Genomic DNA, 26,230 nt, shown 5'->3' on the forward strand with positions numbered 1-26,230 from the left:
GTGCTGCTTTAGCTCAGTTGGTAGAGCGGTTCACTCGTAATGAACAGGTCGTCGGTTCAAGTCCGATAAGCAGCTTTCAAATTTATTAAGGAGCAAAGCGTTAGCTGATCGTGCTTTTACCAACTCCCTGTTCATTAAAAGTGAATCGCTCTACTAACTGAGTTACTCAACTTTCACTCAATCTAACTCTACCCTCCGAATAAAATGAGCCAATCACCCTACTCCCCATTATAGAAATTACAGCGCTCGCTATCCCCCTGAACAAGATTTTAAGATCCAACCGATCACAATTCCTAACCCCCCAAAACGAACGGCTTGCCAAAAAGGTTCCTTGAAACTTCCCCAAGTGACCAAACGACTTTCTAAATTAAATTCTAAAGTTTCTAACTGGGTTTTTAACTGTTTTAATTCGTCTTTCAATTGTTGCGACTTGGTTTGACGAATTTGAGGAATCACTTCATCAATGCGGTTCTTCAATTCAAGTTGACGTTGTTGATCTTGTTGAATTTGGGTTAATCGTGCTTTAAGATCTATCAGAGATTGTTCAACCTCTGCTAAGCCCTGTTCAATGTCTTGATTCCCATCCTCAGTCAAATTATTCGGTGAGGGTGGTTGAGATGATGATTGACTTGGCATAATAATACAAGACCGAATTCACCCCGCCATTAAAATTATCCTTATGACTAACCTCCACTCCAAAACTCCCGACCTTTCAGACCATCAGATGAGTCCCCGCACAGCTAGTCTCAGCGAGTATAGCACATTAGAACTCGCTCAAGCTTTGGCAGAACGATTAGCCATCCCCGAACGAGACTGGCACCGCCTCAAGTCAAATTGCAATGCTCGCGCTGGGGAACATTTAGCCGCCGCCTTAGTCTTTTTACTCAAAAATCAGCCACAAGAAGTGATCCCTCGGTTAAATCAAGCGGTTGGCTGGCTAGAACGAAGGATTACAGCCCCTCCTTGTCCCACCCATGGAACAACTTCCAAAAAACGGTCGTAAGCCTCACCAACTTCCTCTAAGATTCGGCATAAAAACACAAAGACAATTAAAATCAAGGTGAGATCTAAACTTGCTATGAACAAGGTTTTTGTGACTGATTTTAAGGTCTAAAAACGATTACCAATCCTGTTGTTCATAAGGTAAGGTGTTACCATTTTCTTGCATAACGTGAGTTCGGTTCCCGTTCGATTCCATTGCACACGATCAAAAATTTGATAAAGAATATACAACCCTCGTCCACATTCGTGTTCGTCATGGGGTAAATCAGAATCTTGGATTTCGGGTTTATAATCAACCTCGTCCTGTAATTGACATTTACAAGGCGGTTTAAAACCACAACCCTGATCTGATATAATCCACCAGCAATGATCTTGAATTAGACTAAAGCGGACGACGACTGTTTTACTGGGGTCTAGCTTGTTGCCATGCTTGGCAGCATTCACAAGTGCTTCTTGTAGTCCCAGGCGAATTTCGGCTTGCAACAGGTCTGGAATGTCAGCCAGAAGCAAGTCCAAGATTGGACAGAGATACAAGGTAGAAGCAAAGCTAATAGTGACCCAGTTTCGTTTAACCGGACGCGATGTTAAAGCAATCACACGGAAAACTCCCTGGCAACGTGGTGGATAAACCTCACACCCTGCATAGTTGTAAATTCTCTCCTGCTATGGAATTTAATCTGAGTGGGTGAGCGTGAGTACCCGTTCATTCATTAGATTACCAAAAGAATAAGAAAAAACACAATTAATTTTGAAAAATAGTGTATATTTTTGTATTATAAATGAATTACAAACAAGCTCAACCCTAGAGAAATCAAAGGATTTTGAAGAAAACAAGCCAAGAGAGGACTTAGATTGCAGTGTTGATGAGAATGACAAAATAACTCTTCTGTGTTTATCTAAGGAATAAAAATTAGTAGCTATTGATACAGAAGACTAAAGAGTCAATTCTGCTTCTCTGGTTTTTGTTAATATTATTAATGTAACTTAATATTTCTTGATAAAGCAACATGATCACAACCCCAACACTCCCCTCTGACGTGATCCCCGGACAATATTGGCAATGGCGGGATCAATTGATTTACTATGTGCGTGTGGGTGAACGCCACCCCCAATGTCCCTCCCTGCTTCTGGTTCATGGGTTTGGGGCATCTACGGATCACTGGCGTAAAAATATACAAGGGTTACAATCGGATTTTGAAGTCTGGGCCATTGATTTATTAGGGTTTGGTCGGTCTGGAAAACCCCAGGTCGAATATAGTGGTCAACTGTGGCGAGATCAGCTTCAGGACTTTATTACAGAGGTGATCGGTCAGCCTGTAATTTTAGCCGGAAATTCCCTAGGGGGGTATGCGTCCCTTTGTGTTGCCTCCCAATGTCCATCAACGGCCAAAGGTGTTATTTTACTCAACAGTGCGGGGCCTTTTACGGAAACTGATCCCCGTCCTGAACCCCCTCTATGGAAAAAAGTGGTTTCTCAAACGATGCGATCGCTATTTCGTCAAGATTGGGTGAGTTTTTTAATTTTCCAATGGACAAGACGCCGTTCTATAATTCGCAAAACCCTATTGAAAGTTTATCTTGATCCCAATGCGGTTACCGATCAATTAGTAGAAGAAATTTATCGTCCCTCCTGTGATCCCGGTGCGGCGCAGGTGTTTGCATCGGTGTTCAAAAGTCCTCAAGGGGAAAAAGTGGATGTATTGTTACATCAGTTAAGCTGTCCTCTATTGTTAATTTGGGGAGAAGGTGATCCCTGGATGAACTGTCGAGAACGTAGCCACAAGTTTCATCAATATTATCCCCAATTACAGGAATATTTTCTCCAGGCGGGTCATTGTCCCCATGATGAAGTTCCTGAACAAGTGAATGATTTGATTCGGTCTTGGGTGTTAAGTAGGCAGGTATAATTAAATGTCTGATCAGAGGCATAGCCTCTGATTTTAGGTGGCTCTGCCACCCGAATATTATTTCTAGGTAGAACTTAGAAACCAGAAAATACTAATCCCAGAGAGATCGCACTTCTTCAAAAACCTCTACCCTACTTCATGGGATGAAAAGCAGACTTACACCCATCTAAGTATTAATGTCAATCACAATTTCAACCAGACGAATCGCACAACGCTGCCGATATATACCTATAACCTCACTGTTATTCATTAGCCCAGCTTATAGCATTCATCACTAAATACTAAGTGAAAAGACTTTACAAACCGTTACAAAAGCCCTAAAGTAAAGTACATACATACAAAACGTACCTCGAAAACTTAATCGCAATCATACTTAACATGACAACCACGATTCAACAGCGCGAAAGTGCCTCAATCTGGGATCGGTTCTGTAACTGGGTCACATCCACCAACAACCGGATTTATGTCGGTTGGTTCGGTGTTCTGATGATCCCGACGTTATTAACCGCCACCATCTGCTACATCATCGCCTTCATCGCTGCTCCTCCAGTGGACATCGATGGTATCCGTGAACCCGTCGCTGGTTCACTGTTATACGGAAACAACATCATCTCTGGTGCAGTTGTTCCTTCCTCTAACGCCATCGGCTTACACTTCTATCCCATCTGGGAAGCAGCTTCATTAGATGAATGGCTGTACAACGGTGGCCCTTACCAGTTAGTGATTTTCCACTTCTTCATCGGCATCTTATGCTACATGGGTCGGGAGTGGGAATTATCCTACCGTTTAGGGATGCGTCCTTGGATCTGCGTCGCCTACTCTGCACCTGTTGCAGCAGCAGCCGCCGTATTCCTGATCTATCCCATCGGTCAAGGTTCATTCTCTGACGGGATGCCTTTAGGTATCTCTGGAACCTTCAACTTCATGTTAGTGTTCCAAGCCGAGCATAACATCCTGATGCACCCCTTCCATATGTTAGGAGTTGCCGGGGTGTTCGGTGGAAGCTTATTCTCCGCCATGCACGGTTCTCTGGTTACTTCTTCTCTGGTGCGTGAAACCACCGAAACCGAATCCCAAAACTACGGTTACAAATTCGGTCAAGAAGAAGAAACCTACAACATCGTTGCAGCCCATGGTTACTTTGGACGTTTAATCTTCCAATATGCCAGCTTCAACAACAGCCGTAGCTTACACTTCTTCTTAGGCGCTTGGCCTGTGGTCGGCATTTGGTTCACCGCATTAGGTGTATCCACAATGGCTTTCAACCTGAACGGATTCAACTTCAACCAGTCCATCATCGACTCTACGGGTCGCGTGATCAATACTTGGGCTGATGTGTTAAACCGCGCTAACTTAGGTATGGAAGTGATGCACGAGCGTAACGCTCACAACTTCCCCTTAGACTTAGCTTCGGGTGAATCTGCTCCCGTTGCTCTGGTTGCTCCTTCTATCAATGGTTAATTTTTAACCGAAATCATACAAAAAACGCTCTCCGAAAGGGGGGCGTTTTTTGTTGTTCACGATTACCTTAACAAGTCACACCCTGACACCTGAGAGATTTTGATTAATAGATTTAATCAACTGTCCGCCACAGTTTAATAGTTCCATCGGTACTACCACTAACAATCAAACGTTCAGAAGGGCTGTAAGCAACCGTCTCAACAGAACCTTCATGACCTGTGAGGGTGTGAATGGAGCTTAACAAAGTTCCCACCTGTAAATCTGGGCTAATTTGCCATAGCCTCAACGTTTTATCCTGACTTCCGCTCACTAAAGTTTTGCCTTCTGGAGAAAAAGCGAGGGATTTCACCGCACCGGAATGACCGATCAGAGTTGCTAATTCCTGACCAATTTCCAGCCACCAGAGTTTAATCGTGTGATCTTCACTACCAGTAGCAAGAGTCAAACCATCTGGACTAAAAACCACTGACCAAACGGGAAAGGAATGACCCACCAAAAGAGCATTAGAATGCTGGCCATTTAAACTCCATAATCCCACTGTTCCATCTCCACTTCCACTAGCCAAAAACAAACTATCAGGACTAAAGGCCAATGACCAAATCGGAAAAGAATGAGCTTTGAACGCCGGAAGGATTTGATCACGGGTTAAATCCCAAAACCCAATGATGCCATCAAAACTTCCAGCAGCCAGAAGTTTACCATTAGGACTAAACGCTAAAGAACAGATCGGAACCGATAACCCCAAGTCTAAAACCCGATGTTGACCGGTGATCACATCCCAAAGTTGAATATTTTTGTCACATTCAACGGCCAGTATGGGAGAATTTGGACTGAATACTAACCCATAGCCGGGATATTCTCGTTCTAAGTGATCAGCCAGGATCTTAGGGGTGGAAGAGGTTTCCAGATTGTAAAGTTGCAATGTGGTATCATCACTTCGACTGGCAAGAAATTTGCCATCGCAACTTATGGCAACGACTCTGACGGAATCAGTATGGATGGATCGAGTATCACGACATTCCCAATTCAAAAGTTGAGGCTGTAGCATATTGACTATCATCTGCATTTCTCACTTTTGATCTTAAACCTCAGCCGTTCTATGAAAGCCATCTTGATTTTCAAGTTGTGGATATTAGGCTAAACCTGTGTAAATAGGGATTTTAACAAGCGTCAAATAGGAGTTAATGTCTTGAAACTGACAGATTGGATCGGGTTCCTTTGTTTAATCATTGCCCTTATTATTCTGTGGCAGTTTCGACAAATTTTGCTGCTTCTGTTTACTTCTGTTGTCTTCTCGATTGCCATTAATAGTTTAGTGCGTCGGATACAACGGTTTGGCCTGAAACGGGGGGTGGCGGTTCTCTTATCCCTCGCCTTAATTGTGTTCATGGGTGTTGTGTTAATTAGTCTGGTTTTGCCGCCGTTTTTAGACCAGTTTCAAGAATTAATCAAATTGGTTCCTATCGGCTATGATAAGTTGCGAATTTGGGTGAACCAACTAATTGAAAATCCCCCCACTTGGTTGCCTAAACTGGATATTGAACTTCCCAATGTTACCCAACTGGCGCAACAATTTGGGCCTTTAGCTCAAAAATTATTGGGTAATTTCTTTGCGTTTTTTTCTAACTCCATTGCAAATTTTTTACAGTTTTTATTGGTCTTAATCTTTGCTTTGATGCTATTAGCAGATCCCCAGTCTTATCGTCAGGGATTCGTGCGTTTATTTCCTTCTTTTTATCGCCATCGGGCAGATTTCATTTTATCAAAATGTGAAACGACTCTATTACAATGGATGGGGGGTATTGTGATTACCTCTGCTTTTGTTGCGTTTTTGAGTGGTGTCGGTCTGCTGATTTTAGGAATTCCCTTTGTTTTTGCCCATGCTTTGTTAGCCGGAATGTTTAATTTTGTTCCCAATATTGGGCCAACAGCGAGTGTGATTTTTCCGGTTGCTGTTGCTTTATTAGATGCGCCTTGGAAAGCTCTGGTAGTGATTATATTATATGTGATTATTCAAAACTTAGAAAGCTATTGGTTTAGTCCCCTTGTTATGCAAAAACAAGTTGATTTGTTACCTGCAATTACCTTAACGGCTCAAATCTTTTTCGCAACATTTTTCGGGGTTCTCGGCTTAGTTCTGGCGTTACCTTTAACGGTTGTTAGTAAAACTTGGATTGAAGAACTTTTACTCAACGATTTATTTGATAAATGGGGAGCAGAAGAGTAAGCTACAGGGCTGTTAGATCAGGAAACAACCCTGATAGCTAGGGTGGATTTAATTAAGGTTTCAAAACCACCTTAATACAGTTTTCTTGCTTATCCCGGAAAATTTTATAAGCCTTGGGAGCATCTTCTAAAGGCAGTTTATGAGTGATCACAAAGGAAGGATCAATTTCTCCGTTTTGAATGCGTTCTAAGAGGGGATGTAAATATTTATGAACATGGGTTTGACCCGATCGCAATGTTAATCCTTTATTAACAATTGCCCCCATTGGCATCTTATCAATAAATCCCCCATAAACCCCCGGAACGGACACCGTACCCCCCTTCCGACAGGCTACAATTGCTTGTCGCAGCACAAAGGGTCGATCGGTTTCCAAGCGGACGGCCTGTTTCACCGTATCATACAGGGCCATAGCATCGGTTCCGTGGGCTTCCATCCCCACCGCATCAATACAGGCATCTGGCCCCCGTCCTCCCGTCATCTCTTTCAGCGCTTCCCCCGGATCAACTTCTTCATAATTTATAATCTCTGCACCTGCATCTTTCGCCATCTGCAAGCGTTCAGGAAAACGGTCAATGGCGATGACCCGTTCTGCACCCAACATAAAGGCGCTGCGGATGGTAAATTGACCCACCGGGCCACATCCCCAAATAGCGATGATATCCCCCGGTTGAATATTGCAGTTTTCCGCCGCCATGTAACCCGTTGGGAAAATATCAGTTAAAAATAGCACTTGCTCATCAGTTAAACCATCGGGAACTTTCATTGGCCCGACATCCGCAAAGGGAACCCGAACATATTCTGCTTGTCCTCCGGCGTATCCCCCCATCAAATGAGAATAGCCAAATAACCCAGAGGGAGAATGACCATAAAATTTTTCAGCCATCCATTTATTGGGGTTGGAATTATCGCACAGTGACCATAAATCTCGATTACAAAAGAAACAATGACCACAAGAAATCGTAAAGGGAACGACGACGCGATCGCCAATTTTTAAATTTTTGACTTCGGAGCCGAGTTCCACCACTTCCCCCATAAATTCATGGCCGAGAATATCCCCCGATTTCATCGTTGGAATATAGCCATCATAAAGATGTAAATCGGAACCACAAATGGCAGTCGATGTAATTTTCAGAATGGCATCGCGGGGATTTAAAATTTTCGGGTCAGGAACATTGTCAACCCGAACATCATTTGAACTATGCCAACAAACTGCTTTCATCTTAAATTCTCCATGATTTAATTGTTAATGTCAAGTGTTTATTGATCAGTATTTCTTGCAATTTCTCCAGCTTCCATTAACTGTTTAAATCGGTTAAGATCATCCCCAATTTGTTGTTCTGGTTCTTCTCCAAACAGTTTAGCTAAAGTAGTTGTAACCCCACCACCGGGAGGATTATATTCAATCACAACTTTAACTTCTGTTCCTCGGTGTGCGGGTGCAGGTTGAAACCGAACAAACCCTGAATTTCCAATCTCTGCATTTTCTACAGAAGACCAAGCAATTAAATGATTGGGTTCATCTTTAATAATTTCTGCATCCCATTCAACGGTTGTTCCTAACGGCGCTGTTGCCACCCAATGGGAACGATGCTCATCATAAACAATGATAGATTTGATATGTTTCATAAATCTTGGCAAATTGTAAAAATTACGCCAAAATTCATAAAGTTCGTCCACAGAACGATTAATCGTAACCGTTTTTTCTACTCGAATATTTTGGCTTTTATTTAAGCCTAACGCTTCTTGAGCTTGATGAAGGGTGCTTTTATTTTGAGTAGCCTGATACATTAAACCACCCCCTGCAATCGCCATGAGAACGCCTTTTAAGGAGTGTTGTTGAAGCCCCATTAATACTAACGCACCTCCCCCAATTAAAGATCCCCATCGTTCTAAATCACTGGGATTTTCTTCTGAGGGAGGATGATCATATTTTGGAGTTGAAGTTATTTCTTCCATAAAATTTTCCTAGCCCACCTTTTGATTCAGCATAGGAAGAATTCACTTTAATTTACGTCAATCAAAAGGCATAAACAATATTAAATTAAATTAATGATTAATTTATATCTTTTGGTAGAGAGTATATTTCCATTAATTGTATAACCGTTCCAAAGTTAGTGAGGGACGAACAGAAAATGATGACTAACAATGATAACAAACTCTACTCTCGATAAATATTCCTCCGATGTTTACAGTGAAGAACTAACACAGTTAGTATTTTATCATTAACCTCATAACGAACTCGATAGTCACCAACTCTAACCCGGTATTCATTATCAAAGCCTTTGAGCTTTTTAACTCCTATTGGACGAGGTTCTATTGTAAGAGACAAAATTTTTGCAGTAATTCGTTGACGGATATCTTCGGGTAAATTATCTAACTGTTTCTGAACAAGTTTAGGAATGATAACCGTATAACTCATGTTGTTTTTTCAGGGTGAGTTGCAATGTAATCTTGAATGGTTTGATAGTCTCGTCTTTGATAAGCTTGACGCGCCTCTTCAATTTCAGCAATAATTTTGGGGTCTTCTTCTAGTTCTTCTTCTGCTTCAAAAATTTGATCTTCTAAAATTTCTAAAAGCTGACGTTTTTGGGATAAATCTAAGGATTTAATTGCTGTAATTAATGAATCAAAGGAAATATCAACTTGAATCGTTGTTGTCATAATTTTTATCCTACCTATTTCTTGGGTACAAATTAAAACATAAATCCCAGTATAACCGATTCGGTTTTGAGTTTGGTCAAGAGCGATCGCTATTTTTTCTTTAGATGAAGTTAAGCAAATATTGAATTTATCTTAGCTGAAATCAAAAACCGAGAAACCGGGTTTCTGCCATAACTTTTGTGACTCAACCGAGAGATAGGTTAAGAAACCCGGTTTCTGAACCCCCACCGAGTATCGAGAAACCGGGTTTCTGCCATAACTTTTGTGACTCAACAATTCCTCGTTGAGTGGCGATTCCCAACTTGATCATTTAATCCAATCTTTGGGAATAGAGTTACATCCCCATAGTCACTCTCAATCTGCTGATTCTCAAAACTTTTTACAACACCCTGATTCTATCAGTCAGGGATTACACACTGATCCTAATCAGAGTTTACACCATTCGGGTATTGAAAATCAACATCATTTTTCTGATCATTCTAATCCTTTTAATTCAGGATTTCATCACACAGGAATTGAACAACATCCTTTAACTCATTCTGGAGAGAATCATCATTTAACAGATCCCTCAATTCATCCGCTTTCCGATCCGTTCCATCATTCCCATAATACAATAACAGATCCCTTTCATCAAACTAATCAAAATTTGGAGTTAACCGCTTTATCTCATCCAACAGAACATTATTCTCAAGAACATTTATCATTTGCCTATCACCCAGAAAATGCCTCGGCTTATTCCTTAGAACATCAGCCCCAAACGTTAAATTATACCGATTCTGGAGCGATTACACCTAGTGATAATAAATCCATTGATTTTAGTGGAAATACGGTTTGGTGGCATTGTTCAGGATGGGGAAAAGCGGGAACGGTTGATGGACATAAATTTTATCGTAGCGGTGAATATATTGGACGTTTGGGGGCGGATTTGAATGTATATGATGCTGATGGAAATAAAATTGGTTATGTCACCCCTTCAGGAAGTGCTTATACTCCTTCAGGAAAGCTATTTGCTACCGGAGATACAGCGCGTTGGGCGGCAGCTACATTAGTTTTTAATACCTGTACCAAAAGTTAACATAATAGAAACTGAGTTTCTGCGATCGCTTTTCTGATTTCTAGTTTCAAGGTTCTACCTTGAAATCAGATCACGGAGGCTCTGCCTCCTATTCTAACAGGAGGCGGAGCCTCAAAACAGCATTCCAATGCAGAGCATTGGAACGAGGACAAACTAAAAGTTAACTAAAAACCCAAGAAACCGGGTTTCTGGAAGAAACCCGGTTTCTGAAAACCCCAGGAGGAATTAAAATGGTTTGGGATTTTGCACAAGGAATGATAACAGCAAGTCAAGGTTTTTTTGTACAAACAATGATTGCGAGGACGCAAAGACAAAATGTAATTGATCAAATTAACAGTCAAATTTATTTAGAAGAAAATCGCCAAGAATTTCAAAAAAATATAGAAATCTTCAGAAGTGCTTCTCAATTGAACTTACAAGAACGTCAACAAGAATTTCAAGCGTCTTTAGAAGCAGTAAGAATCGATGCTCAAATTGCGATGCAAACGAGGGGGCAAGAATTTCAAGCGGCTTTAGAAGGAGTGCGACAAAAATTTAATCGAGAACTTGAAGACTATCGGCAGTTTTGCGAAAATGCGCGATTGCAAAAACGACAAGATTTTGAAGCCGAACAGTTAGCAAGACGCTTACAACATGAACAACGTTTAGAAGAATACCGTCGGGAAACTCAACTGATTTTATCTCGTGTTCAATTGTTAAATGCAATAGAACTTGCTGATGATAAAGAAATTCGAGACACTTTCCCGCTAAAAACCCCCGCTAGTGTGATCTTAAAAGCTTATAAAAGCTATCAAGATAATTATCGAAATATTCCTTTATTAGTCATTATATCACCCCCTGCATTAGAGTTTGAAAAATTCCCCAATGCTGCCCAAGGTTTTAGTCGGATTGAATCCCGCTTAACCGATGAAGTGCAAGAATTTTGCAAACATTATCCTCTCACCAGTCAGGACAGACCGATCAGATATCAAGGGGCAGATTGGGAAAGCAAATCATCTCATGGCAAAAGTGCAGTGGATGTTCTGCATCATGTTCTCAAATCCATTCCGACTCTCGTTTTAGAATCTAAAATTGATGGGGATTTGCTGCGAATTTATTTAGCAGGTTGGGATATGTTAGAAACCGTCCCCCATTATGAAAAAGTTCTAACGATTCCTTGGAAAGAAGTGTTATATCCCATCGCCCGTCAATATGCTGAAAAATGGCGAGAATACCGAATGATTTTGTTAGATAAAGGCAGAAGTTTAGATGAGATTCAGCGACGGGGTGGGGATGATGAACTGAATTTATTAATTTTAGAAGAGGAGGAGGAAGATCGGGAGTTTGGCTTCACGGGAGATCGAGATTACAAATATAACGTTAAGGAAGAAAAGTATATTCAAGAACTGGCGCAGTTTTTAGGAATTTGCCATTGTATTTTAGTGGGTTTGCTGGCGGATCGCTATCATTTCTCCCATGCTGATGTGCGTCCGAAATTGCCCGAACTGTTGCCGAGTTTATTGGAAAAGGTGCCGAGTGAAAGTTTGAAGCAAATGTTGGTGGGTGAGATTGTTTCTAGTTATCAAAGTCTTTATCAGTTAGCGGGATGCGATCGCCCGCATCTGATTCCCGATTTATATTTAGATTTAGCGCTGAGTTTGAGTCATTTACCCGATCAATCTTGGGCAAGAAAACAGATTGAGTATTCGATACAAGTTTGGCTGATGTTGAGAAATCAGGTTTCTTCTGTTGAAAAACAAAAACTGAGTTTTTTAGACTTATTAGAAGCTGTTACATCAGCTTTGACTGTGTGGGATAAAGAATATGTGGAAAAGCTGAATGGGTGTTTGGCTGCTATTGGGGAAAGTCAACACCAAAAAATGATTTCGGAGGAGATGCAGCGCAAAGAAGCGGAATATAAACGTCAACAAGAAGCCGAACATCAGCGACAACTGGAAGCCGAAGGTCAGCAACAACTGGAAATTGAACGCAAACGCCAACAAGAAGTCGAACGTCAGCGACAACGAGAAGCGGAACGCAAACGTCAGGAAACCGAACGTCAACGTCAACTAGAAATTGAGCGCAAACGCAAGCTAGAAAATGCCTCAGTTGCTTGCACCCTTGGGCATTCTGGCTGGGTTAAGTCCCTCGCCATTAGCCCGGATGGGCAAATTCTTGTCAGTGGTAGTGATGACAACACGATTAAGATTTGGCAGTTGAGTACGGGCGAAGAACTTCGCACCCTGACTGGGCATTCTGACTCGGTTAATTCCGTCGCCATTAGCCCGGATGGGCAGACTGTTGTGAGTGGCAGTAGTGACAACACGATTAAGATTTGGCAGTTGAGTACGGGGCAGGAACTTCGCACCCTGGAAGGGGATGGCTTGATTAATTCTCTAGCCATCAGCCCGGATGGGCAAATTCTTGTCAGTAGCAGTCATACTGTTGTGAGGAGCGGTTATTTCAATTGGGAGTCTTATACTGTTGTGATGGGCAATGATTACAATACAATCAATAAAATTAAGATTTGGCAGTTGAGTACGGGGCAGGAACTCCACACCATGGAAGGGGATCGCTTGATTAATTCCCTCGCCATCAGCCCAGATGGGCAGACTGTTGTGAGTGGCAGTGATGACAACACGATTACGGTTTGGCAGTTAAGTACGGGCGAAAAACTTCGTACCCTGGAAGGGGATGGCTCGGTTCTGTCCCTCGCCATCAGCCCGGATGGGCAAATTCTTGCGAGTAGTCATACTGTTGTGAGTTTTATGGGTGGTGGTAATGACAACACGATTAAGATTTGGCAGTTGAGTACGGGCGTAGAACTTCGTACCCTCACTGTGGATTTGATGTGGGTTCTGTCCCTCGCCATCAGCCCGGATGGGCAGACCCTTGTGAGTGGTGGTGATGACGAGATTATGATTTGGGATTTGAGTACGGGGCAGGAACTTGGCACCCTGACTGGGCATTCTGAGTATTCTGATGAGGTTAAGTCCCTCACCATCAGCCCGGATGGGCAGACTCTTGTGTGTTGTGGTGATTACAACACGATTAAGATTTGGCGGGTAGTGTGACCTCTGACTCTGAGAAACCGGGTTTCTGCAATAACTTTTGTTCCTCAACCGAGAGATTGATTGAGAAACCCGGTTTCTGAGTCCCCACCGAGAGTTCGAGAAACCGGGTTTCTGTCATAATCTTTGTTGCTCAACCGAGAGATAGGTTAAGAAACCCGGTTTCTGAGCCCCCACAAGAGTATCGACAGAACACCGAGAAACCGGATTTCTGTCATAACTTCGTTTCTCAACCGAAAGATAACTTAAGAAACCCGGTTTCTGAGCCCCCAGAGTTTTAACTTCCGCCAACCCGCGCCACATCACGGGAATTGGCTTCAAACGCTGCTGTTAACGCTTCATCCCCTGTTAAACCGGATTGTTCAGCTTCTTTTAAGGCTTCTAAAACCCGCTTATAATCTCGTGGAATCACTTTAACAAACGTCGGAATCATTTCCGTCCAATGAGCCAAAATTTTCAGCGCTTTTTGACTCTTGGTATACTCGGCGTGTTTAGCAATTAATTGGTAAACCTGATTAATTTCTTCTGGGTCTTCCAACTTTTCTAAATCCGCCATTGACGGATTACAACGAGTGGCAAAATCCCCCGTTTCATCCAAGATATAAGCAATTCCGCCACTCATTCCCGCCGCAAAGTTACGTCCAGTAGTACCGAGAACAACGACCTTACCTCCGGTCATATATTCACAACCGTGATCACCCACGCCTTCCACAACCGCACTCACGCCAGAGTTACGCACGCCGAAACGTTCACCCGCTAACCCTCGGATATAGACTTCTCCCCCCGTCGCCCCATATAAGGCTACATTCCCGATAATAATATTTTCTTCGGGGATAAATGTGGATTGAGAAGGGGGATAAATAATAATTTTACCTCCGCTTAACCCCTTGCCGACATAATCGTTAGCATCCCCTTCTAATTCTAACGTTACCCCCTTGGGAACAAACGCCCCGAAGCTTTGACCTGCACTGCCTTGGAAATGGAGATGCACCGTATCTTCCGGTAAACCCTGCCAATGGTTTTTGGTAATTTCATTGCCTAAAATCGTTCCTACCGCCCGGTTAATATTTTTAATCGGTAAGGTAGCACTGACTTTCTCCCCTTTCTCAATGGCAGGTTTACACAAATCCAGTAACACCGTAATATCCAACGATTTATCTAACCCGTGATCTTGAGGAATTTGACAATAACGGCCGATATCTTCCCCAACTTCCGGTTGATACAGGATTTTTGAGAGGTCAATGCCTTTGGCTTTCCAATGGTCAACGGCTTTTTTGGGTTCTAATACATCCGTGCGTCCCACCATTTCAGTTAAGCTGCGGAAACCTAACTCCGCCATCAGTTCCCGCACTTCCTGGGCGATGAACTTCATAAAGTTAACGGTGTGTTCCGGTTCTCCGGTGAAGCTTTCCCGCAGTTTGGGGTTTTGGGTGGCAATTCCGGCTGGACAGGTATTCAAGTGGCACACCCGCATCATAATACAACCCAAGGTGACTAACGGTGCGGTTGAGAAGCCAAACTCTTCAGCCCCTAACAACGCAGCAATTACCACATCCCGTCCGGTCTTCATCTGACCATCGGTTTCGACGGCAATGCGCGATCGCAAATTATTCAACACCAGGGTTTGATGGGTTTCCGCTAACCCCAACTCCCAAGGCAGTCCGGCGTGTTTAATTGAGGTTTGGGGAGATGCACCCGTCCCGCCATCAAACCCGGAAATCAGAACCACGTCTGCATGGGCTTTAGCAACCCCAGCGGCAATGGTTCCCACTCCGACTTCTGAGACTAATTTCACACTAATCCGAGCTTTACGGTTGGAGTTTTTCAGGTCGTGGATTAATTCGGCTAAGTCCTCAATCGAATAGATATCGTGGTGAGGCGGAGGCGAAATTAAACCCACCCCCGGCGTTGAGTGACGAACTTTAGCAATAGACGGATAAACCTTACGTCCGGGGAGTTGTCCCCCTTCTCCGGGTTTAGCCCCCTGTGCCATTTTGATTTGGATTTCCTTAGCTTGGGACAGGTACAAACTCGTGACCCCAAACCGACCGGAGGCGACTTGCTTAATGGCGCTATTTTTCGAGTCCCCTTGTTCGTTTGTCCAGGTATAGCGTTCTGGGTCTTCGCCGCCTTCTCCTGTGTTAGACTTACCACCAATGCGGTTCATCGCGATCGCTAAGGTTTCATGAGCTTCTTTAGAAATTGAACCATAACTCATCGCCCCAGTTTTAAAGCGTTTCATAATGGCTTCAATGGGTTCAACTTCTTCGATAGGAATGGGTTGACGATCTTTGAATTGTAATAAACCCCGCAAAGTGAAATATTTCTGGTTTTGTTCATTCACCAACTGAGCATATTTTTTGAACAATTCATAATCCCCCACCTTCACCGCTTTTTGTAGAGAATGAATCGCTTCTGGACTGAGTAAATGGGCTTCTCCGTCTTTACGCCATTGATATTCTCCCCCCACATCCAGGGTTGGAGTTTGATCACCCGGACGGTCAGGAAAGGCATTGGTATGACGTAAAATAGCTTCTTTTGCTATTACTTCTAAATCAGCGCCTTGAATGCGAGAAGCCGTCCAACTAAAGTATCGATCAATCACCGATTGATTTAACCCAATGGCTTCAAAAATTTGGGCTCCCCGATAACTTTGTAGGGTGGAAATTCCAATTTTTGAAGCGACTTTAATGACGCCTTTTGTTGCTGCTTTAACGTAATTCTTACAGGCGGTTTTATAGTCTACCCCGACTAATAATCCTTGAGAGATCATATCGTGGATACTTTCAAACGCCATATAAGGATTAATGGCACAGCAACCATACCCGATTAAAACGGCAAAATGATGGACTTCTCGTGGTTCACCGGATTCTAAAATAATACCAACGCGGGTGCGAGTTCCTTGACGAATCAGATGATGATGTAAACCAGATACCGCCAATAAAGCGGGAATGGGAGCATGATTGGCATCAACACCGCGATCGCTCAAAATCAAGAGGTTCACCCCGTCCTCAATTGCCTTATCAGCCTGCTCAAAAATCTCCTTCATGGCTGCTTCTAAACCATTTACCCCATCTTTGGGGTTAAACAGAATTGGCAGGGTAATCCCGTGAAATCCATCTTCGTTAACCGCTTTCAGTTTTGCTAATTCGGCATTACTGAGAATGGGGGTTTTGAGTTTGATCAGATGACAGCTTTGGGGTTCGGGTTTTAATAAGTTGCGTTCCGCCCCGATGGTAGTTTCCGCCGAGGTAATAATTTCTTCCCGAATGGAGTCAATGGGGGGGTTTGTAACCTGAGCAAACAGTTGTTGGAAATACTCATACAACAGTTTCGGGCGGTCGGATAACACTGCTAAGGGGGTATCGGTTCCCATCGAACCCACCGCCTCAACCCCATCCCGCGCCATTGGGGTTAACAACAGCCGCAAGTCTTCAAAGGTATAGCCAAAGGCGGTTTGTAGCTGCACCAAAGTCTCCTGTAGAGACGCGCCATGGCGCGTCTCTACGGGGTCTGCGAGGCTCGTCTCTACGGGGTCTTGTAAATTCTCCAGGGTGACTAAATGCTGGTTCAACCATTCCCGATAAGGTTGTTCTGTGGCAATTTTAGACTTAATTTCCTCATCGGCAATGATCCGCCCTTGTTCCATATCCACCAGGAACATCCGCCCCGGTTGCAAACGACCTTTATAGGCGACTCGTTCCGGTTCGATGGGGAGAACTCCGGCTTCCGATGCCATAATTACCAGATCATCCTTTGTTACATAATAGCGGGAAGGTCGTAACCCGTTGCGGTCGAGGACAGCCCCCATCATTGTCCCATCGGTAAACGCAATAGAAGCGGGGCCATCCCAAGGTTCCATTAAGCAGGAATGGTATTCATAAAAGGCTTTTTTCTCCTCACTCATGGACTCGTGGGCTGTCCAAGGTTCGGGGATCATCATCATCACCGCATGGGGAAGCGATCGCCCTGCTAAGACTAACAATTCTAAAGCATTATCAAAAATTGTCGAGTCACTTCCGTTAACGTTAATGACGGGTTGAATTTTCTTGAGATCATCGCCAAACAGTTCGGACTCAAACATCGACTGGCGGGCGGTCATCCAGTTAATATTGCCTCGGAGGGTATTAATTTCGCCGTTATGGGCAATATAACGATAGGGGTGAGAACGTTCCCAACTGGGGAAGGTATTGGTACTGAAGCGAGAGTGAACCAACGCCAACGCACTCTCCATATCAGGATCATGCAGTTCCGGGTAATATTGTCCCACCTGCACAGGCATCAACATCCCTTTATACACCATTGTCCGACAGGACAGACTGGAAATATACCAATAAGGATCAGCACCAGGAACGCGAATTTCGGTATGAGATAATTTACGAATCACATAGAGTTTGCGTTCAAACACCAGATCATCGCTAATATTAGGGTTACGACCAATAAACACCTGCTGCATAAAGGGTTCACTGGACTGGGCGGTATTTCCTAAACTGGAATGATCTGTAGGGACATCCCGCCAACCGAGAACAGTTTGACCTTCTTCGGTAACAATTTTTTCTAAAATCTCCCGACCTTTTTGGCGCTGTTGGGGGTCAGGGGAACTATAAATCATCCCCACCCCATATTGTCCGGGTTCGGGTAAATTAATATTCTCCGCCGCCGCCACTTTTTTAAGGAATTTATGGGGAACTTGCATTAAAATTCCAGCGCCATCCCCCGTATTGACTTCACAGCCACAGGCGCCGCGATGGTCGAGGTTGAGTAATATGGTTAAGGCATTTTCAACAATATCATGGGATTTTTGCCCCTTCTGATGGACGATGAACCCGACCCCACAGGCGTCGTGCTCAAATTGAGGATCGTAGAGACCTTGTTTTTCGGGGAATGCTTGAGTATTCATTGCAATTAATTTAACGTTATCTATGACCAGAGGGATAGGAATGAACCGTTTGTCAGGGTGACGAATGCGTTGTTCAAGGAGGGAATGACCTAAATTATGCTCTATTCTCCAATTAGACAGAGTTCTAATGGTATATCTTAAGGAAAACTTTAAGGAAGTGGAACGGGGATGATTGGGAAAATCATTAAGCGCGATCGCGTCTATCTCCTTTATTGTCGGGGTTGGAGTGAATTATTAATAATCCCTAACAAAACTAAAAATAATTGCGATCGCTTAAACTATCGTTACTTTTGTTTCTAAGTTATTGCTCAAGCCGTGAGTCTTTTCTTCCCTTGAGGTAAATCGGATTCAGAAACCGGGGATTTACAGGAGAGAACTGTAAGTTATTATGAAATGATATTGAGGTAAAACTCGGTAGATTACTAATCCGTTAAAAACCTATGGATAACAATAATAAACAAGTTTACAATTATACCGTTATTCTGCAAAAAGAACCCGAGGTCGGTTATCATGCTTTTTGTCCTATTCTCAAAGGTTGTCATTCTCAAGGAGATTCCTTTGAAGAAGCCATTGATAATATTACAGAAGCAATTGAATTATATATTGAAAGTTTAAATGCTATTTGATTTTCCCTATAGATTTGTTTGACCTCTTGAGCGGAGTTACTATATATATAGCAGTCCTAAATCATTAATAAATGGGGATAAAGAACCTGATGATTTTTTAATTACTTGTATTTTATTTGCTCCTAATGCTCCGCAACAAAATCCGGTTGAAGATATTTGGTTACAAGCGAAAAACTTTTTGAGGAAGTATTGGTATTTATGCAAGTCGTTTAAGATTATCAAATTTTTGTTTGAGTTCTTTACCAAAGAACATAAATTTGATTTTCCCAAAATTCATCAGTATACTTATACATAGAAAATCATTTAGGATTGCTATAGTTATCTTGTGGTTAGGAAATAAACTATTACAGAAACCCGATTTCTATAGCCCTGAAGGGCTTACTACGGGTTTACCAAATTAAGGTTAAATCTAATAAGAATCCGGGTAAAATATCTTCTCCTGATAAGGTCGTGGGATTTTCTAATATTTCGACTTCTTGTTGAGGACGATAAATTTCAACTCGTTTATGTTTCGGATCAATTAACCATCCTAATTTTGCACCATTCTCTCGATATTCATTCATTTTATCTTGTAGGGATTTAAGAGAATCGCTAGATGGACGTAATTCTACCACAAAATCAGGGCATAAAGGCACAAATTTTTCCCGTTGTTGCGGTGTTAAACTGAACCAGCGATCGCTTCTAATCCATGATACATCAGGAGAACGATCTGCACCATTGGGAAGTTTAAACCCTCCAGAAGAATCAAAAGCGATACCGAGTTTAGTTTGTTTGTTCCAGATGCCTAGTTCCACCGCAATATTAAAGTTACGATGGCTGGTTTCTCCCCCCGTTGGTGACATAATCTTTAGCACTCCTGAGCGGTTTCGTTCAAATTTTAAGTCTTGATTTTTCTGGCATAATTCATAAAATTGATCTTCTGTTAAATCTAATGTTAATTCTAAAGGAATGGGTAAATTAATTGTTCTAATATCCATAAAATTATACCCGGATTTTCCTATTCTATTTTAACTTATCAAATCTCTAATTACGAATAGATTTAGGGAAAATACTATCGCTGAGTCATCCCCATCACAGCGTTAACTGTAAGTTCAGGAAGCTCACCCAAAGTTGGCAAAATATCTAAACCTGAACAAACTAAGGGTAATTCATCACCCCACCACACCCAAACTTGTTGACGAGAAATATCAATTAACCAAGCTAATTGTGTTTCGTTACTCAAACAATGCAGAATCTTCTTTTGTAAGTCTAAAGTATTTTGATCTGGTGAGCGAATTTCAATTAACCAATCTGGAGATCCGTTAAATGGCCCATCTTCATCAGCAAGGCGATCGCAATTAATAATAGCAATATCGGGTACAGGTGAGTAGGGAGGAACTAGACAACGTAATTCTTGCACCGCCTCAAACTGATTGGTATGCTGATTAATATAATTAACGAGATTGCGTTGTAACCGTGAATGAAACAGCGTTGGCATTGGTTTTTGACTCGGTTGGTCATTAATTAATTCCCATGCGGGAGAAGCCTCAATATTGGGTTGAGAAAGAAACTCTGCGAGTGAGATTTTTGTGACTGACTTCATAATGCCGCTTCCCAAAATTTCACTTTCTGGCTTAGACAAAACTTTTCTATCCTCTACGATCATACCGCCCAAAGTAGATTAAGGATTTTTAACCGTTGACCACTAAAACGTAGTAAGCCCTGAAGGGCTTTCTGAGAGTCCTAAAGGACTCACTACGAACTAATGACAGCGTTAACCGTAAGTTCAGGGAGATTACCCAAAGTCGGTAAACAGAAACGGGGTTTCTATAGTTATCTTTTGGTTAGGAAATAAACTATTTAAGAAACCAGGTTTATATAGCCCTGAAGGGCTTACTACGGGTTGACAAAATTAAGGTTAAATCTAATAAGAATCCGGGTAAAACATCTTCTCCTGATAAAATTGACAACGGCAATCCCCCAGTTAAGGTATAATAACTTTCATCACGACCCAAAACTGACAGGGTTGGGGTGAATGAGGATAAAAAATTATTCTTTAATGTGTATTGAGATTGAAATGAGGGTGATTGATATGAGTAAAAAGATTTTAGCTTCAATTCAAGGGATGACCAGTTCCCCTACTGTTGCACCAACTCGCGCCAGCCAAACCGTTAATCAACCCTATCCGAATTATAAGGTTATTGTGTTAAATGATGATTTTAATACGTTTCAGCACGTTGCTAATTGTTTGATGAAATATATTCCGGGGATGACCAGTGATCTCGCTTGGGAATTAACGAATCAAGTTCATTATGACGGTCAAGCAACGGTATGGGTCGGCCCCCAAGAACAAGCTGAACTCTATCATCAACAATTAAGTCGAGAAGGGTTAACAATGGCACCTTTAGAAAAAGCTTAATTCGGGAACCTAGACCGATATTTTCTATTCCAAAAACAGATAGAAAGGCTCAAGGTTTAACACCCTGAATTACTTGTAAACTTCCTCCCGCATAAAGTTGAGGGGGATTGACAGTAAAGCCAATTTGTGATAGTAATTGAGGTACATCTGTTTTTAACAGTTGCCAAGCCGTTTCCGTTTCAAATAACCAGAGAAATAACGCTACCCCCGGCCAGAACAGGGGATTTGTCGGAGGATGGAAGTCAACGAGGGTAAAAGTCCCCCCCGGTTTGAGAACGCGATAAACTTCATTGAGAATTTGTTGCAATTGTTCAGGGTTCATCTCATGTAACGCAGCGCTGGTGTGAACGACATCAAAGCTGTTATCTGCAAAGGGCATATTTTCTGCAAACGCTTCTACATATTGCGCTTGAGGAACATTATTTTGGGCACGTTTGAGAGAGAGGGGAGACGCATCCAACCCCGTCACATTCTGAGAATACTTGACTAACACCGATGTTGCTTGTCCACTTCCACAACATAAGTCCAAAACCTGGGTTTGGGGGTTGAGCGTCAACCCCGTTAGTGCTAACTCCCGAAACCGACTCTCCCCTCCAACACTCAAGGCAGCGAGTCGGGAAATTGTATCATACAGCCATTGATAACGGTAACTTAAGCTTCTGAGGATGGTTGCCATATTGAGAAAAATTTTTATAAGTGAAAAGATCGACTTAACCCACAAGGACAATATATTATTAAAATAGTTAATAAATCTTAGGATAGGAAACCTGTGACCGCTATGGGACGAGTCGGAGTCTTACTGCTAAATCTGGGCGGGCCAGAGCAACTGCAAGATGTTCGCCCCTTTTTGTATAATCTATTTTCAGACCCAGAAATTATCCGTTTGCCCTTTGCTTGGATGCAGAAACCTCTGGCTTGGATGATTTCCACCATACGCTATAAGAAATCCCAAGAAAATTATAAAGCCATTGGGGGCGGTTCTCCCCTGCGACGGATTACCGAAGAACAAGCTCTGGCGTTACAAGGGTCTTTACAAGAGAAAGGTCAGGATATTCGGGTGTATGTGGGGATGCGCTATTGGAACCCCTTTACCGAAGAAGCGGTAGCTAAAATTAAACGTGATCAAATCGAACAATTAGTTATTTTACCTTTATATCCGCAATTTTCAATTAGTACCAGTGGTTCCAGTTTTCGAGTTTTAGAAAAACTTTGGCAACAAGATCCCAGTTTACAAAAAATTGATTATACAGTGATTCCGTCCTGGTATAACCGCCCCGGTTATTTACAAGCAATGGTGGAATTAATTGCTCAAGAAATTGCCCATTGCGAAAATCCTGAACAAGTTCCGATTTTCTTTAGTGCTCATGGTGTTCCCGTGAGTTATGTTGAAGAAGCTGGAGACCCCTACCGAGATGAAATTGAAGGGTGTACGGCGGCAATTATGCAGACGTTAAATCGTCCTAACCCCCATGTTTTAGCTTATCAAAGTCGTGTTGGCCCGGTGGAATGGTTGAAACCTTATACCGAAGAAGCTATTCCTGAATTAGCAGAACAAGGGGTTAAAGAATTAGTGGTAGTTCCCATTAGTTTTGTCTCTGAGCATATCGAAACATTAGAAGAAATTGATATGGAATATCGAGAACTGGCGGAAGAATCTGGAATTGAAAAATTCCATCGAGTTCCTGCCTTAAATACCCATCCTGTATTTATTAATGATTTAGCAGAAATGGTAATAGAAGCGTTAGATGCTCCTAATATTAAGTTCTCTGATGTGGCACATCCTGGAAAACAAACGAAGATGTATCCTCAAGAACGTTGGGAATGGGGGCTGACAACAACGGCTGAAGTTTGGAATGGTCGGTTAGCCATGTTAGGAATGATGGCAATTTTATTAGAAATCATTACCGGACAAGGCCCGTTACATTTCGTAGGGTTGCTGTAGGAGTGCGGAGTGCGGAGTGTGGAGTGCGGAGTGCGGAGTGCGGGTCAAACATCAGCCATAAGCAGTTAATGATTTCTCCTCCGTCCCCCCGTTCCCCTTCTCCCCTTCTCAGTCCGGTTCCCGTTTATAACGTCGGGGGTTACGTTCTCCGAGTTGACCTTGTTTTTTATACCAGCGATACCATTCTTTAGAAATCCGAATGGCAAGCCACAATAATAATAAGGCAATTAACCCTCCCTGTTGAGGCGCATCAAAGGCAAAAATCACCAGGAAAACACAAAGAATATCTTGCCCTAAAATCACCCAGACGGGTAAACCTCGTAAACGATAAAATAATCCAGTTTGAACTAATTGTAAAACCAGAGCCAGTAGACCGCTAACAATTGCAATAATCCACAATAAGCGAGGTTCAACATGAGTGGCTTCTGCGATCGCTAAACCCATGATAGCACCCACAAAGGGGCTAAATAGTAATTGTATTATTTGTAAAATACGCTGTCCCAGTAGTTTTTTAGATGCAAAAATTTCAAATAATGACCAACTGACGAGAACCCCGATAACAACCTGTGGTGAAAATCGAGACAGAAAGGGTACACGCGACCATAAATCATTTTGCAGTAAGCCAATGACCAGCAAGGGTAAAGCGATTCTTAATCCTGCCGCCGCCGATGCCGATAGCACCGCAAGGAGTTCAATCATAATTAGGGTGAGGAACAGAGCATTTAACGCGGAAAATACACGGGGATTTTAGCCCAGTTCAGAGTGCTATTTTCTATTGTATCGATCTGAATTGCAATTCTGTTAAAAATAAAAATTTTATCTTCTCAAGGTTAGACGCACCCGGTCTCTATCAAAGTTTATAATTTTTGAAATAAGCTCTAACAACCCAGTTCATTTAATGCTGAAAACCTTAAGGTTTATTGAATATCTATAAAAAATAGATTACATATAACTCCCATGCCTCACAAATTTATCATTACTTTAATCATTAGTTTAATTTCGTTTTATCCCCGTTTATCTTTCGCATTAACAACCCCTCCTCGCCTTGATCAAAAAGTAGAATGTGATTTGTTAATTGTTGGGGGAGGACTGGCGGGAAGTGCTGCTGCTTATGAAGGATTACTCGCCGGAAAAACCGTTTGTTTAACGGAAATTACCGACTGGGTAGGGGGTCAAATTTCCGCCCAAGGAACCTCTGCATTAGATGAACGACCAACCCAACGATCTCTTTTATTATATCCTAGAGGGTATTTAGAATTACGAGAGGGAATTAAAAATAAATATGGAATATTGAACCCCGGCGCTTGTTGGGTCAGTGAAGCCTGTTTTATGCCGGAAGCGGGGAATGAAATATTACTAAAAATGCTGAAAAAAGCTGAAAAAAAAGGAAAAGGAAGATTACATTGGTTTCCTTCCACAGTGATTAAAGATCTGACTATTATTAATAACAAAATTACCGAAGCGATCGCTATTCAACATCAACCTTTACCCGGAACACCGCCCTTAAATACAGAACCCTTATCTCAAATAATTGATGATGCTTATAATTATAAAAATTCTCAACGCTTTAATAAAACTATTATTCGATTTATCCCTAAAATAAAAGCTGATCAAGGAGCAGATTGGTATATTATTGAAGCGACAGAAACCGGGGAAATTATTGGTTTAACGAATATTCCTCATCAACTCGGAATTGATCCCCGTTCTCCTCAAGAACCCACTGCATCAAGTTTAACCGCAGATCCCTATTGTACCCAAGGGTTTACCTATACCTTTGCAATGGAAGCAACCGCCGACCCCCAAATTCATGAAAAACCGTCATTCTATGAGCAATATGCTCCTTATTATAGTTATGAATTGCCCCGATTAGCCAATTTTAATTTAGTCTATACTTATCGGCGAATTCATAGTATGAAACCGAATAAAAAACGCTCTACGAATCCCCGTGAATGGCCGATTTATCCAGGGGATATTTCAATGCAAAATTGGACATGGGGCAATGATTATCGACCGGGAACATCGGTGGATAATTTAATCTTAACACAATCCCAATTAGAAGCAACAGGTCAACTCGAACCCGGAGGATGGAAGGGGGGGTTAAGAACAGAAACCTTACGCAAAGGTGAAGAAAATGCTTTAGGGTTTTTCTATTGGTTAGTTGAAGGAACCACAGACTCGCAACTCGGTGAAGGCGTTAAAGAAAAACATCCCAATTATCGATATTTATTCGGCTTAAATTCTCCGATGGGAACCGTTCATGGCTTATCCAAATATCCCTATATGCGAGAAGGGAGACGAATTATCGGTCGTCCTTCCTACGGTTATAAAAATGGATTTATGGTATCAGAAATTGATATTTCTCGAAATAATTTTCGTCAAGATTGGTATAGTGATAATTTAACCCCGGAAGAATATCGTTTACTGTGGTTAAACTTAGGGGGGTTAGATAGTTTACCTGTACTTTCAGGACAAGAAACCATTGCTGATATTCAACCCCGTTCTAGGGCTACAATTTATGCGGATACCGTTGGAATTGGTCATTATGCAATAGATTTTCATCCCTGTTTAACCCAAAGTCCCCCGGAAACTCCAGGGAATACAGAACGAGAGGGAGAACGTCGAGGACAAGGACAAGCTTATCCGTTTCAAATTCCGTTAAGAGCCATGATTCCTCAAAAAATTGATAATCTATTAGTAGCAGGAAAAAGTATCGCCACCAGTCATATTGCGGCGGCGGCTTATCGGGTTCATTCCTTTGAATGGTCAGTAGGTGCGGCGGCGGGAACTACCGCCGCATTTAGCTTAGAAAAACAAGTTTTTCCCTATCAATTAGTGGATAATTTACCTTATCGGGAACCTTTATTAGAGGAGTTACAACGATTATTAGAAAGCAATAATAATCCGATTTTATTCCCCGGAATGTCAATTTTTAATCAATCTTGGGAAGATTGGAAATAAATCATAGCTAGATTTCTAGCTAT

22 protein-coding genes and 1 tRNA gene are annotated in these 26,230 nt (G+C 42.2%); 11 read left to right on the forward strand and 12 right to left on the reverse strand.

Translation table 11 applies throughout. From position 1 onward, the window contains the following. The first annotated feature begins 2 nt into the window (after positions 1–2). Positions 3–75: transfer RNA gene (locus PL9214_RS04455), tRNA-Thr, on the forward strand. A gap of 174 nt (positions 76–249) precedes the next feature. Here PL9214_RS04455 and PL9214_RS04460 read toward each other — a convergent pair. Beyond that, positions 250–636: a sll0565 family protein gene (locus PL9214_RS04460; protein ID WP_072717641.1), complete on the reverse strand. Its 387-nt coding sequence runs from the start codon at positions 634–636 to the stop codon at positions 250–252. Between the two features lie 88 nt (positions 637–724). Here PL9214_RS04460 and PL9214_RS04465 point away from each other — a divergent pair, with 88 nt between their 5' ends. Further along, positions 725–1,003 carry a DUF6439 family protein gene (locus tag PL9214_RS04465; RefSeq protein WP_072717642.1) on the forward strand — a complete coding sequence of 93 codons (279 nt, stop codon included), beginning with the start codon at positions 725–727 and terminating at the stop codon, positions 1,001–1,003. Positions 1,004–1,110: 107 nt separating this feature from the next. On the opposite strand, the gene PL9214_RS04470 is transcribed toward PL9214_RS04465, so the two are convergent. Continuing rightward, positions 1,111–1,599, reverse strand: coding sequence for an ATP-binding protein (locus PL9214_RS04470; RefSeq protein WP_072717643.1), 489 nt, complete (start codon positions 1,597–1,599; stop codon positions 1,111–1,113). A 410-nt stretch (positions 1,600–2,009) separates the two neighbouring features. Here PL9214_RS04470 and PL9214_RS04475 point away from each other — a divergent pair, with 410 nt between their 5' ends. Both PL9214_RS04475 and psbA read left to right on the forward strand, forming a co-directional pair. Continuing rightward, positions 2,010–2,909: an alpha/beta fold hydrolase gene (locus tag PL9214_RS04475; protein ID WP_072717644.1), complete on the forward strand. Its 900-nt coding sequence runs from the start codon at positions 2,010–2,012 to the stop codon at positions 2,907–2,909. Positions 2,910–3,287: 378 nt separating this feature from the next. Next, the gene (psbA, locus tag PL9214_RS04480; RefSeq protein WP_072717645.1) at positions 3,288–4,370 is read left to right on the forward strand and encodes a photosystem II q(b) protein; all 1,083 of its coding nucleotides are present in this window, start codon (positions 3,288–3,290) and stop codon (positions 4,368–4,370) included. Positions 4,371–4,482: 112 nt separating this feature from the next. On the opposite strand, the gene PL9214_RS04485 is transcribed toward psbA, so the two are convergent. Continuing rightward, positions 4,483–5,430 (reverse strand): WD40 repeat domain-containing protein, encoded by a 948-nt coding sequence (locus tag PL9214_RS04485; protein ID WP_245824172.1) that lies wholly within the window; start codon positions 5,428–5,430, stop codon positions 4,483–4,485. Positions 5,431–5,559: 129 nt separating this feature from the next. Between PL9214_RS04485 and PL9214_RS04490 the strand changes: the two genes are divergently transcribed. Continuing rightward, complete coding sequence (locus PL9214_RS04490) at positions 5,560–6,597, forward strand: AI-2E family transporter (RefSeq protein ID WP_072717647.1); 1,038 nt, start codon at positions 5,560–5,562, stop codon at positions 6,595–6,597. A 52-nt stretch (positions 6,598–6,649) separates the two neighbouring features. Here the strand turns inward: PL9214_RS04490 and PL9214_RS04495 are convergent, their stop codons facing one another. The 4 genes from PL9214_RS04495 to PL9214_RS04510 form a co-directional block, all read right to left on the reverse strand. Then, the gene (locus PL9214_RS04495; protein ID WP_072717648.1) at positions 6,650–7,816 is read right to left on the reverse strand and encodes a zinc-dependent alcohol dehydrogenase; all 1,167 of its coding nucleotides are present in this window, start codon (positions 7,814–7,816) and stop codon (positions 6,650–6,652) included. Positions 7,817–7,854: 38 nt separating this feature from the next. Beyond that, positions 7,855–8,553, reverse strand: a complete 699-nt coding sequence (locus tag PL9214_RS04500) for an SRPBCC family protein (protein ID WP_072717649.1) — start codon at positions 8,551–8,553, stop codon at positions 7,855–7,857. Positions 8,554–8,755: 202 nt separating this feature from the next. Continuing rightward, complete coding sequence (locus PL9214_RS04505) at positions 8,756–9,016, reverse strand: type II toxin-antitoxin system RelE family toxin (RefSeq protein WP_072717650.1); 261 nt, start codon at positions 9,014–9,016, stop codon at positions 8,756–8,758. Continuing rightward, positions 9,013–9,258 (reverse strand): hypothetical protein, encoded by a 246-nt coding sequence (locus PL9214_RS04510; protein ID WP_072717651.1) that lies wholly within the window; start codon positions 9,256–9,258, stop codon positions 9,013–9,015. The genes PL9214_RS04505 and PL9214_RS04510 overlap by 4 nt, the downstream gene beginning before the upstream one ends. 283 nt (positions 9,259–9,541) lie before the next feature. On the opposite strand from PL9214_RS04510, the gene PL9214_RS04515 reads away from it, so the two are divergent. After that, a complete protein-coding gene (locus PL9214_RS04515) occupies positions 9,542–10,333 on the forward strand; it encodes a hypothetical protein (protein WP_072717652.1) in 792 nt (263 codons plus the stop codon). 230 nt (positions 10,334–10,563) lie between these two features. Beyond that, positions 10,564–13,386 carry a WD40 repeat domain-containing protein gene (locus PL9214_RS32170; RefSeq protein ID WP_072717653.1) on the forward strand — a complete coding sequence of 941 codons (2,823 nt, stop codon included), beginning with the start codon at positions 10,564–10,566 and terminating at the stop codon, positions 13,384–13,386. A 274-nt stretch (positions 13,387–13,660) separates the two neighbouring features. Here PL9214_RS32170 and gltB read toward each other — a convergent pair whose 3' ends face one another. Beyond that, positions 13,661–18,283 (reverse strand): glutamate synthase large subunit, encoded by a 4,623-nt coding sequence (gltB, locus tag PL9214_RS04525; RefSeq protein WP_072717654.1) that lies wholly within the window; start codon positions 18,281–18,283, stop codon positions 13,661–13,663. A 440-nt stretch (positions 18,284–18,723) separates the two neighbouring features. Between gltB and PL9214_RS04530 the strand changes: the two genes are divergently transcribed. Next, positions 18,724–18,909: a type II toxin-antitoxin system HicB family antitoxin gene (locus PL9214_RS04530; protein ID WP_072717655.1), complete on the forward strand. Its 186-nt coding sequence runs from the start codon at positions 18,724–18,726 to the stop codon at positions 18,907–18,909. A 389-nt stretch (positions 18,910–19,298) separates the two neighbouring features. Here PL9214_RS04530 and PL9214_RS04540 read toward each other — a convergent pair whose 3' ends face one another. Continuing rightward, the gene (locus PL9214_RS04540) at positions 19,299–19,886 is read right to left on the reverse strand and encodes a Uma2 family endonuclease (RefSeq protein WP_072717657.1); all 588 of its coding nucleotides are present in this window, start codon (positions 19,884–19,886) and stop codon (positions 19,299–19,301) included. 74 nt (positions 19,887–19,960) lie between these two features. Continuing rightward, positions 19,961–20,491, reverse strand: coding sequence for a Uma2 family endonuclease (locus PL9214_RS04545; RefSeq protein ID WP_072717658.1), 531 nt, complete (start codon positions 20,489–20,491; stop codon positions 19,961–19,963). Between the two features lie 522 nt (positions 20,492–21,013). On the opposite strand from PL9214_RS04545, the gene clpS reads away from it, so the two are divergent. Next, a complete protein-coding gene (gene clpS / locus PL9214_RS04550) occupies positions 21,014–21,307 on the forward strand; it encodes an ATP-dependent Clp protease adapter ClpS (RefSeq protein WP_139295007.1) in 294 nt (97 codons plus the stop codon). A 49-nt stretch (positions 21,308–21,356) separates the two neighbouring features. On the opposite strand, the gene PL9214_RS04555 is transcribed toward clpS, so the two are convergent. Further along, positions 21,357–21,983, reverse strand: a complete 627-nt coding sequence (locus PL9214_RS04555; protein WP_072717659.1) for a class I SAM-dependent methyltransferase — start codon at positions 21,981–21,983, stop codon at positions 21,357–21,359. A 102-nt stretch (positions 21,984–22,085) separates the two neighbouring features. Here PL9214_RS04555 and hemH point away from each other — a divergent pair, with 102 nt between their 5' ends. Then, positions 22,086–23,249 carry a ferrochelatase gene (hemH, locus tag PL9214_RS04560; RefSeq protein ID WP_072717660.1) on the forward strand — a complete coding sequence of 388 codons (1,164 nt, stop codon included), beginning with the start codon at positions 22,086–22,088 and terminating at the stop codon, positions 23,247–23,249. 108 nt (positions 23,250–23,357) lie between these two features. Here the strand turns inward: hemH and PL9214_RS04565 are convergent, their stop codons facing one another. Further along, on the reverse strand, positions 23,358–23,948 hold the full coding sequence (locus PL9214_RS04565; RefSeq protein WP_072717661.1) for a DUF4126 domain-containing protein: 591 nt from the start codon (positions 23,946–23,948) through the stop codon (positions 23,358–23,360). Positions 23,949–24,206: 258 nt separating this feature from the next. On the opposite strand from PL9214_RS04565, the gene PL9214_RS04570 reads away from it, so the two are divergent. Beyond that, positions 24,207–26,207 carry an FAD-dependent oxidoreductase gene (locus PL9214_RS04570; protein ID WP_072717662.1) on the forward strand — a complete coding sequence of 667 codons (2,001 nt, stop codon included), beginning with the start codon at positions 24,207–24,209 and terminating at the stop codon, positions 26,205–26,207. Positions 26,208–26,230: the final 23 nt, after the last annotated feature.

The sequence above is a fragment of the Planktothrix tepida PCC 9214 genome (assembly GCF_900009145.1).
Lineage (GTDB): Bacteria > Cyanobacteriota > Cyanobacteriia > Cyanobacteriales > Microcoleaceae > Planktothrix > Planktothrix tepida.

What these genes read in the sequence shown, in the direction of transcription:
- PL9214_RS04460 (WP_072717641.1), bottom strand. Translation starts at nt 636, where the DNA reads ATGCCAAGTCAATCATCATCTCAACCACCCTCACCGAATAATTTGACT.
- PL9214_RS04465 (WP_072717642.1), top strand. Translation starts at nt 725, where the DNA reads ATGAGTCCCCGCACAGCTAGTCTCAGCGAGTATAGCACATTAGAACTC.
- PL9214_RS04475 (WP_072717644.1), top strand. Translation starts at nt 2,010, where the DNA reads ATGATCACAACCCCAACACTCCCCTCTGACGTGATCCCCGGACAATAT.
- psbA (WP_072717645.1), top strand. Translation starts at nt 3,288, where the DNA reads ATGACAACCACGATTCAACAGCGCGAAAGTGCCTCAATCTGGGATCGG.
- PL9214_RS04485 (WP_245824172.1), bottom strand. Translation starts at nt 5,430, where the DNA reads ATGATAGTCAATATGCTACAGCCTCAACTTTTGAATTGGGAATGTCGT.
- PL9214_RS04495 (WP_072717648.1), bottom strand. Translation starts at nt 7,816, where the DNA reads ATGAAAGCAGTTTGTTGGCATAGTTCAAATGATGTTCGGGTTGACAAT.
- PL9214_RS04500 (WP_072717649.1), bottom strand. Translation starts at nt 8,553, where the DNA reads ATGGAAGAAATAACTTCAACTCCAAAATATGATCATCCTCCCTCAGAA.
- PL9214_RS04505 (WP_072717650.1), bottom strand. Translation starts at nt 9,016, where the DNA reads ATGAGTTATACGGTTATCATTCCTAAACTTGTTCAGAAACAGTTAGAT.
- PL9214_RS04510 (WP_072717651.1), bottom strand. Translation starts at nt 9,258, where the DNA reads ATGACAACAACGATTCAAGTTGATATTTCCTTTGATTCATTAATTACA.
- PL9214_RS32170 (WP_072717653.1), top strand. Translation starts at nt 10,564, where the DNA reads ATGGTTTGGGATTTTGCACAAGGAATGATAACAGCAAGTCAAGGTTTT.
- gltB (WP_072717654.1), bottom strand. Translation starts at nt 18,283, where the DNA reads ATGAATACTCAAGCATTCCCCGAAAAACAAGGTCTCTACGATCCTCAA.
- PL9214_RS04530 (WP_072717655.1), top strand. Translation starts at nt 18,724, where the DNA reads ATGGATAACAATAATAAACAAGTTTACAATTATACCGTTATTCTGCAA.
- PL9214_RS04540 (WP_072717657.1), bottom strand. Translation starts at nt 19,886, where the DNA reads ATGGATATTAGAACAATTAATTTACCCATTCCTTTAGAATTAACATTA.
- PL9214_RS04545 (WP_072717658.1), bottom strand. Translation starts at nt 20,491, where the DNA reads ATGAAGTCAGTCACAAAAATCTCACTCGCAGAGTTTCTTTCTCAACCC.
- clpS (WP_139295007.1), top strand. Translation starts at nt 21,014, where the DNA reads ATGACCAGTTCCCCTACTGTTGCACCAACTCGCGCCAGCCAAACCGTT.
- PL9214_RS04555 (WP_072717659.1), bottom strand. Translation starts at nt 21,983, where the DNA reads ATGGCAACCATCCTCAGAAGCTTAAGTTACCGTTATCAATGGCTGTAT.
- hemH (WP_072717660.1), top strand. Translation starts at nt 22,086, where the DNA reads ATGGGACGAGTCGGAGTCTTACTGCTAAATCTGGGCGGGCCAGAGCAA.
- PL9214_RS04565 (WP_072717661.1), bottom strand. Translation starts at nt 23,948, where the DNA reads ATGATTGAACTCCTTGCGGTGCTATCGGCATCGGCGGCGGCAGGATTA.
- PL9214_RS04570 (WP_072717662.1), top strand. Translation starts at nt 24,207, where the DNA reads ATGCCTCACAAATTTATCATTACTTTAATCATTAGTTTAATTTCGTTT.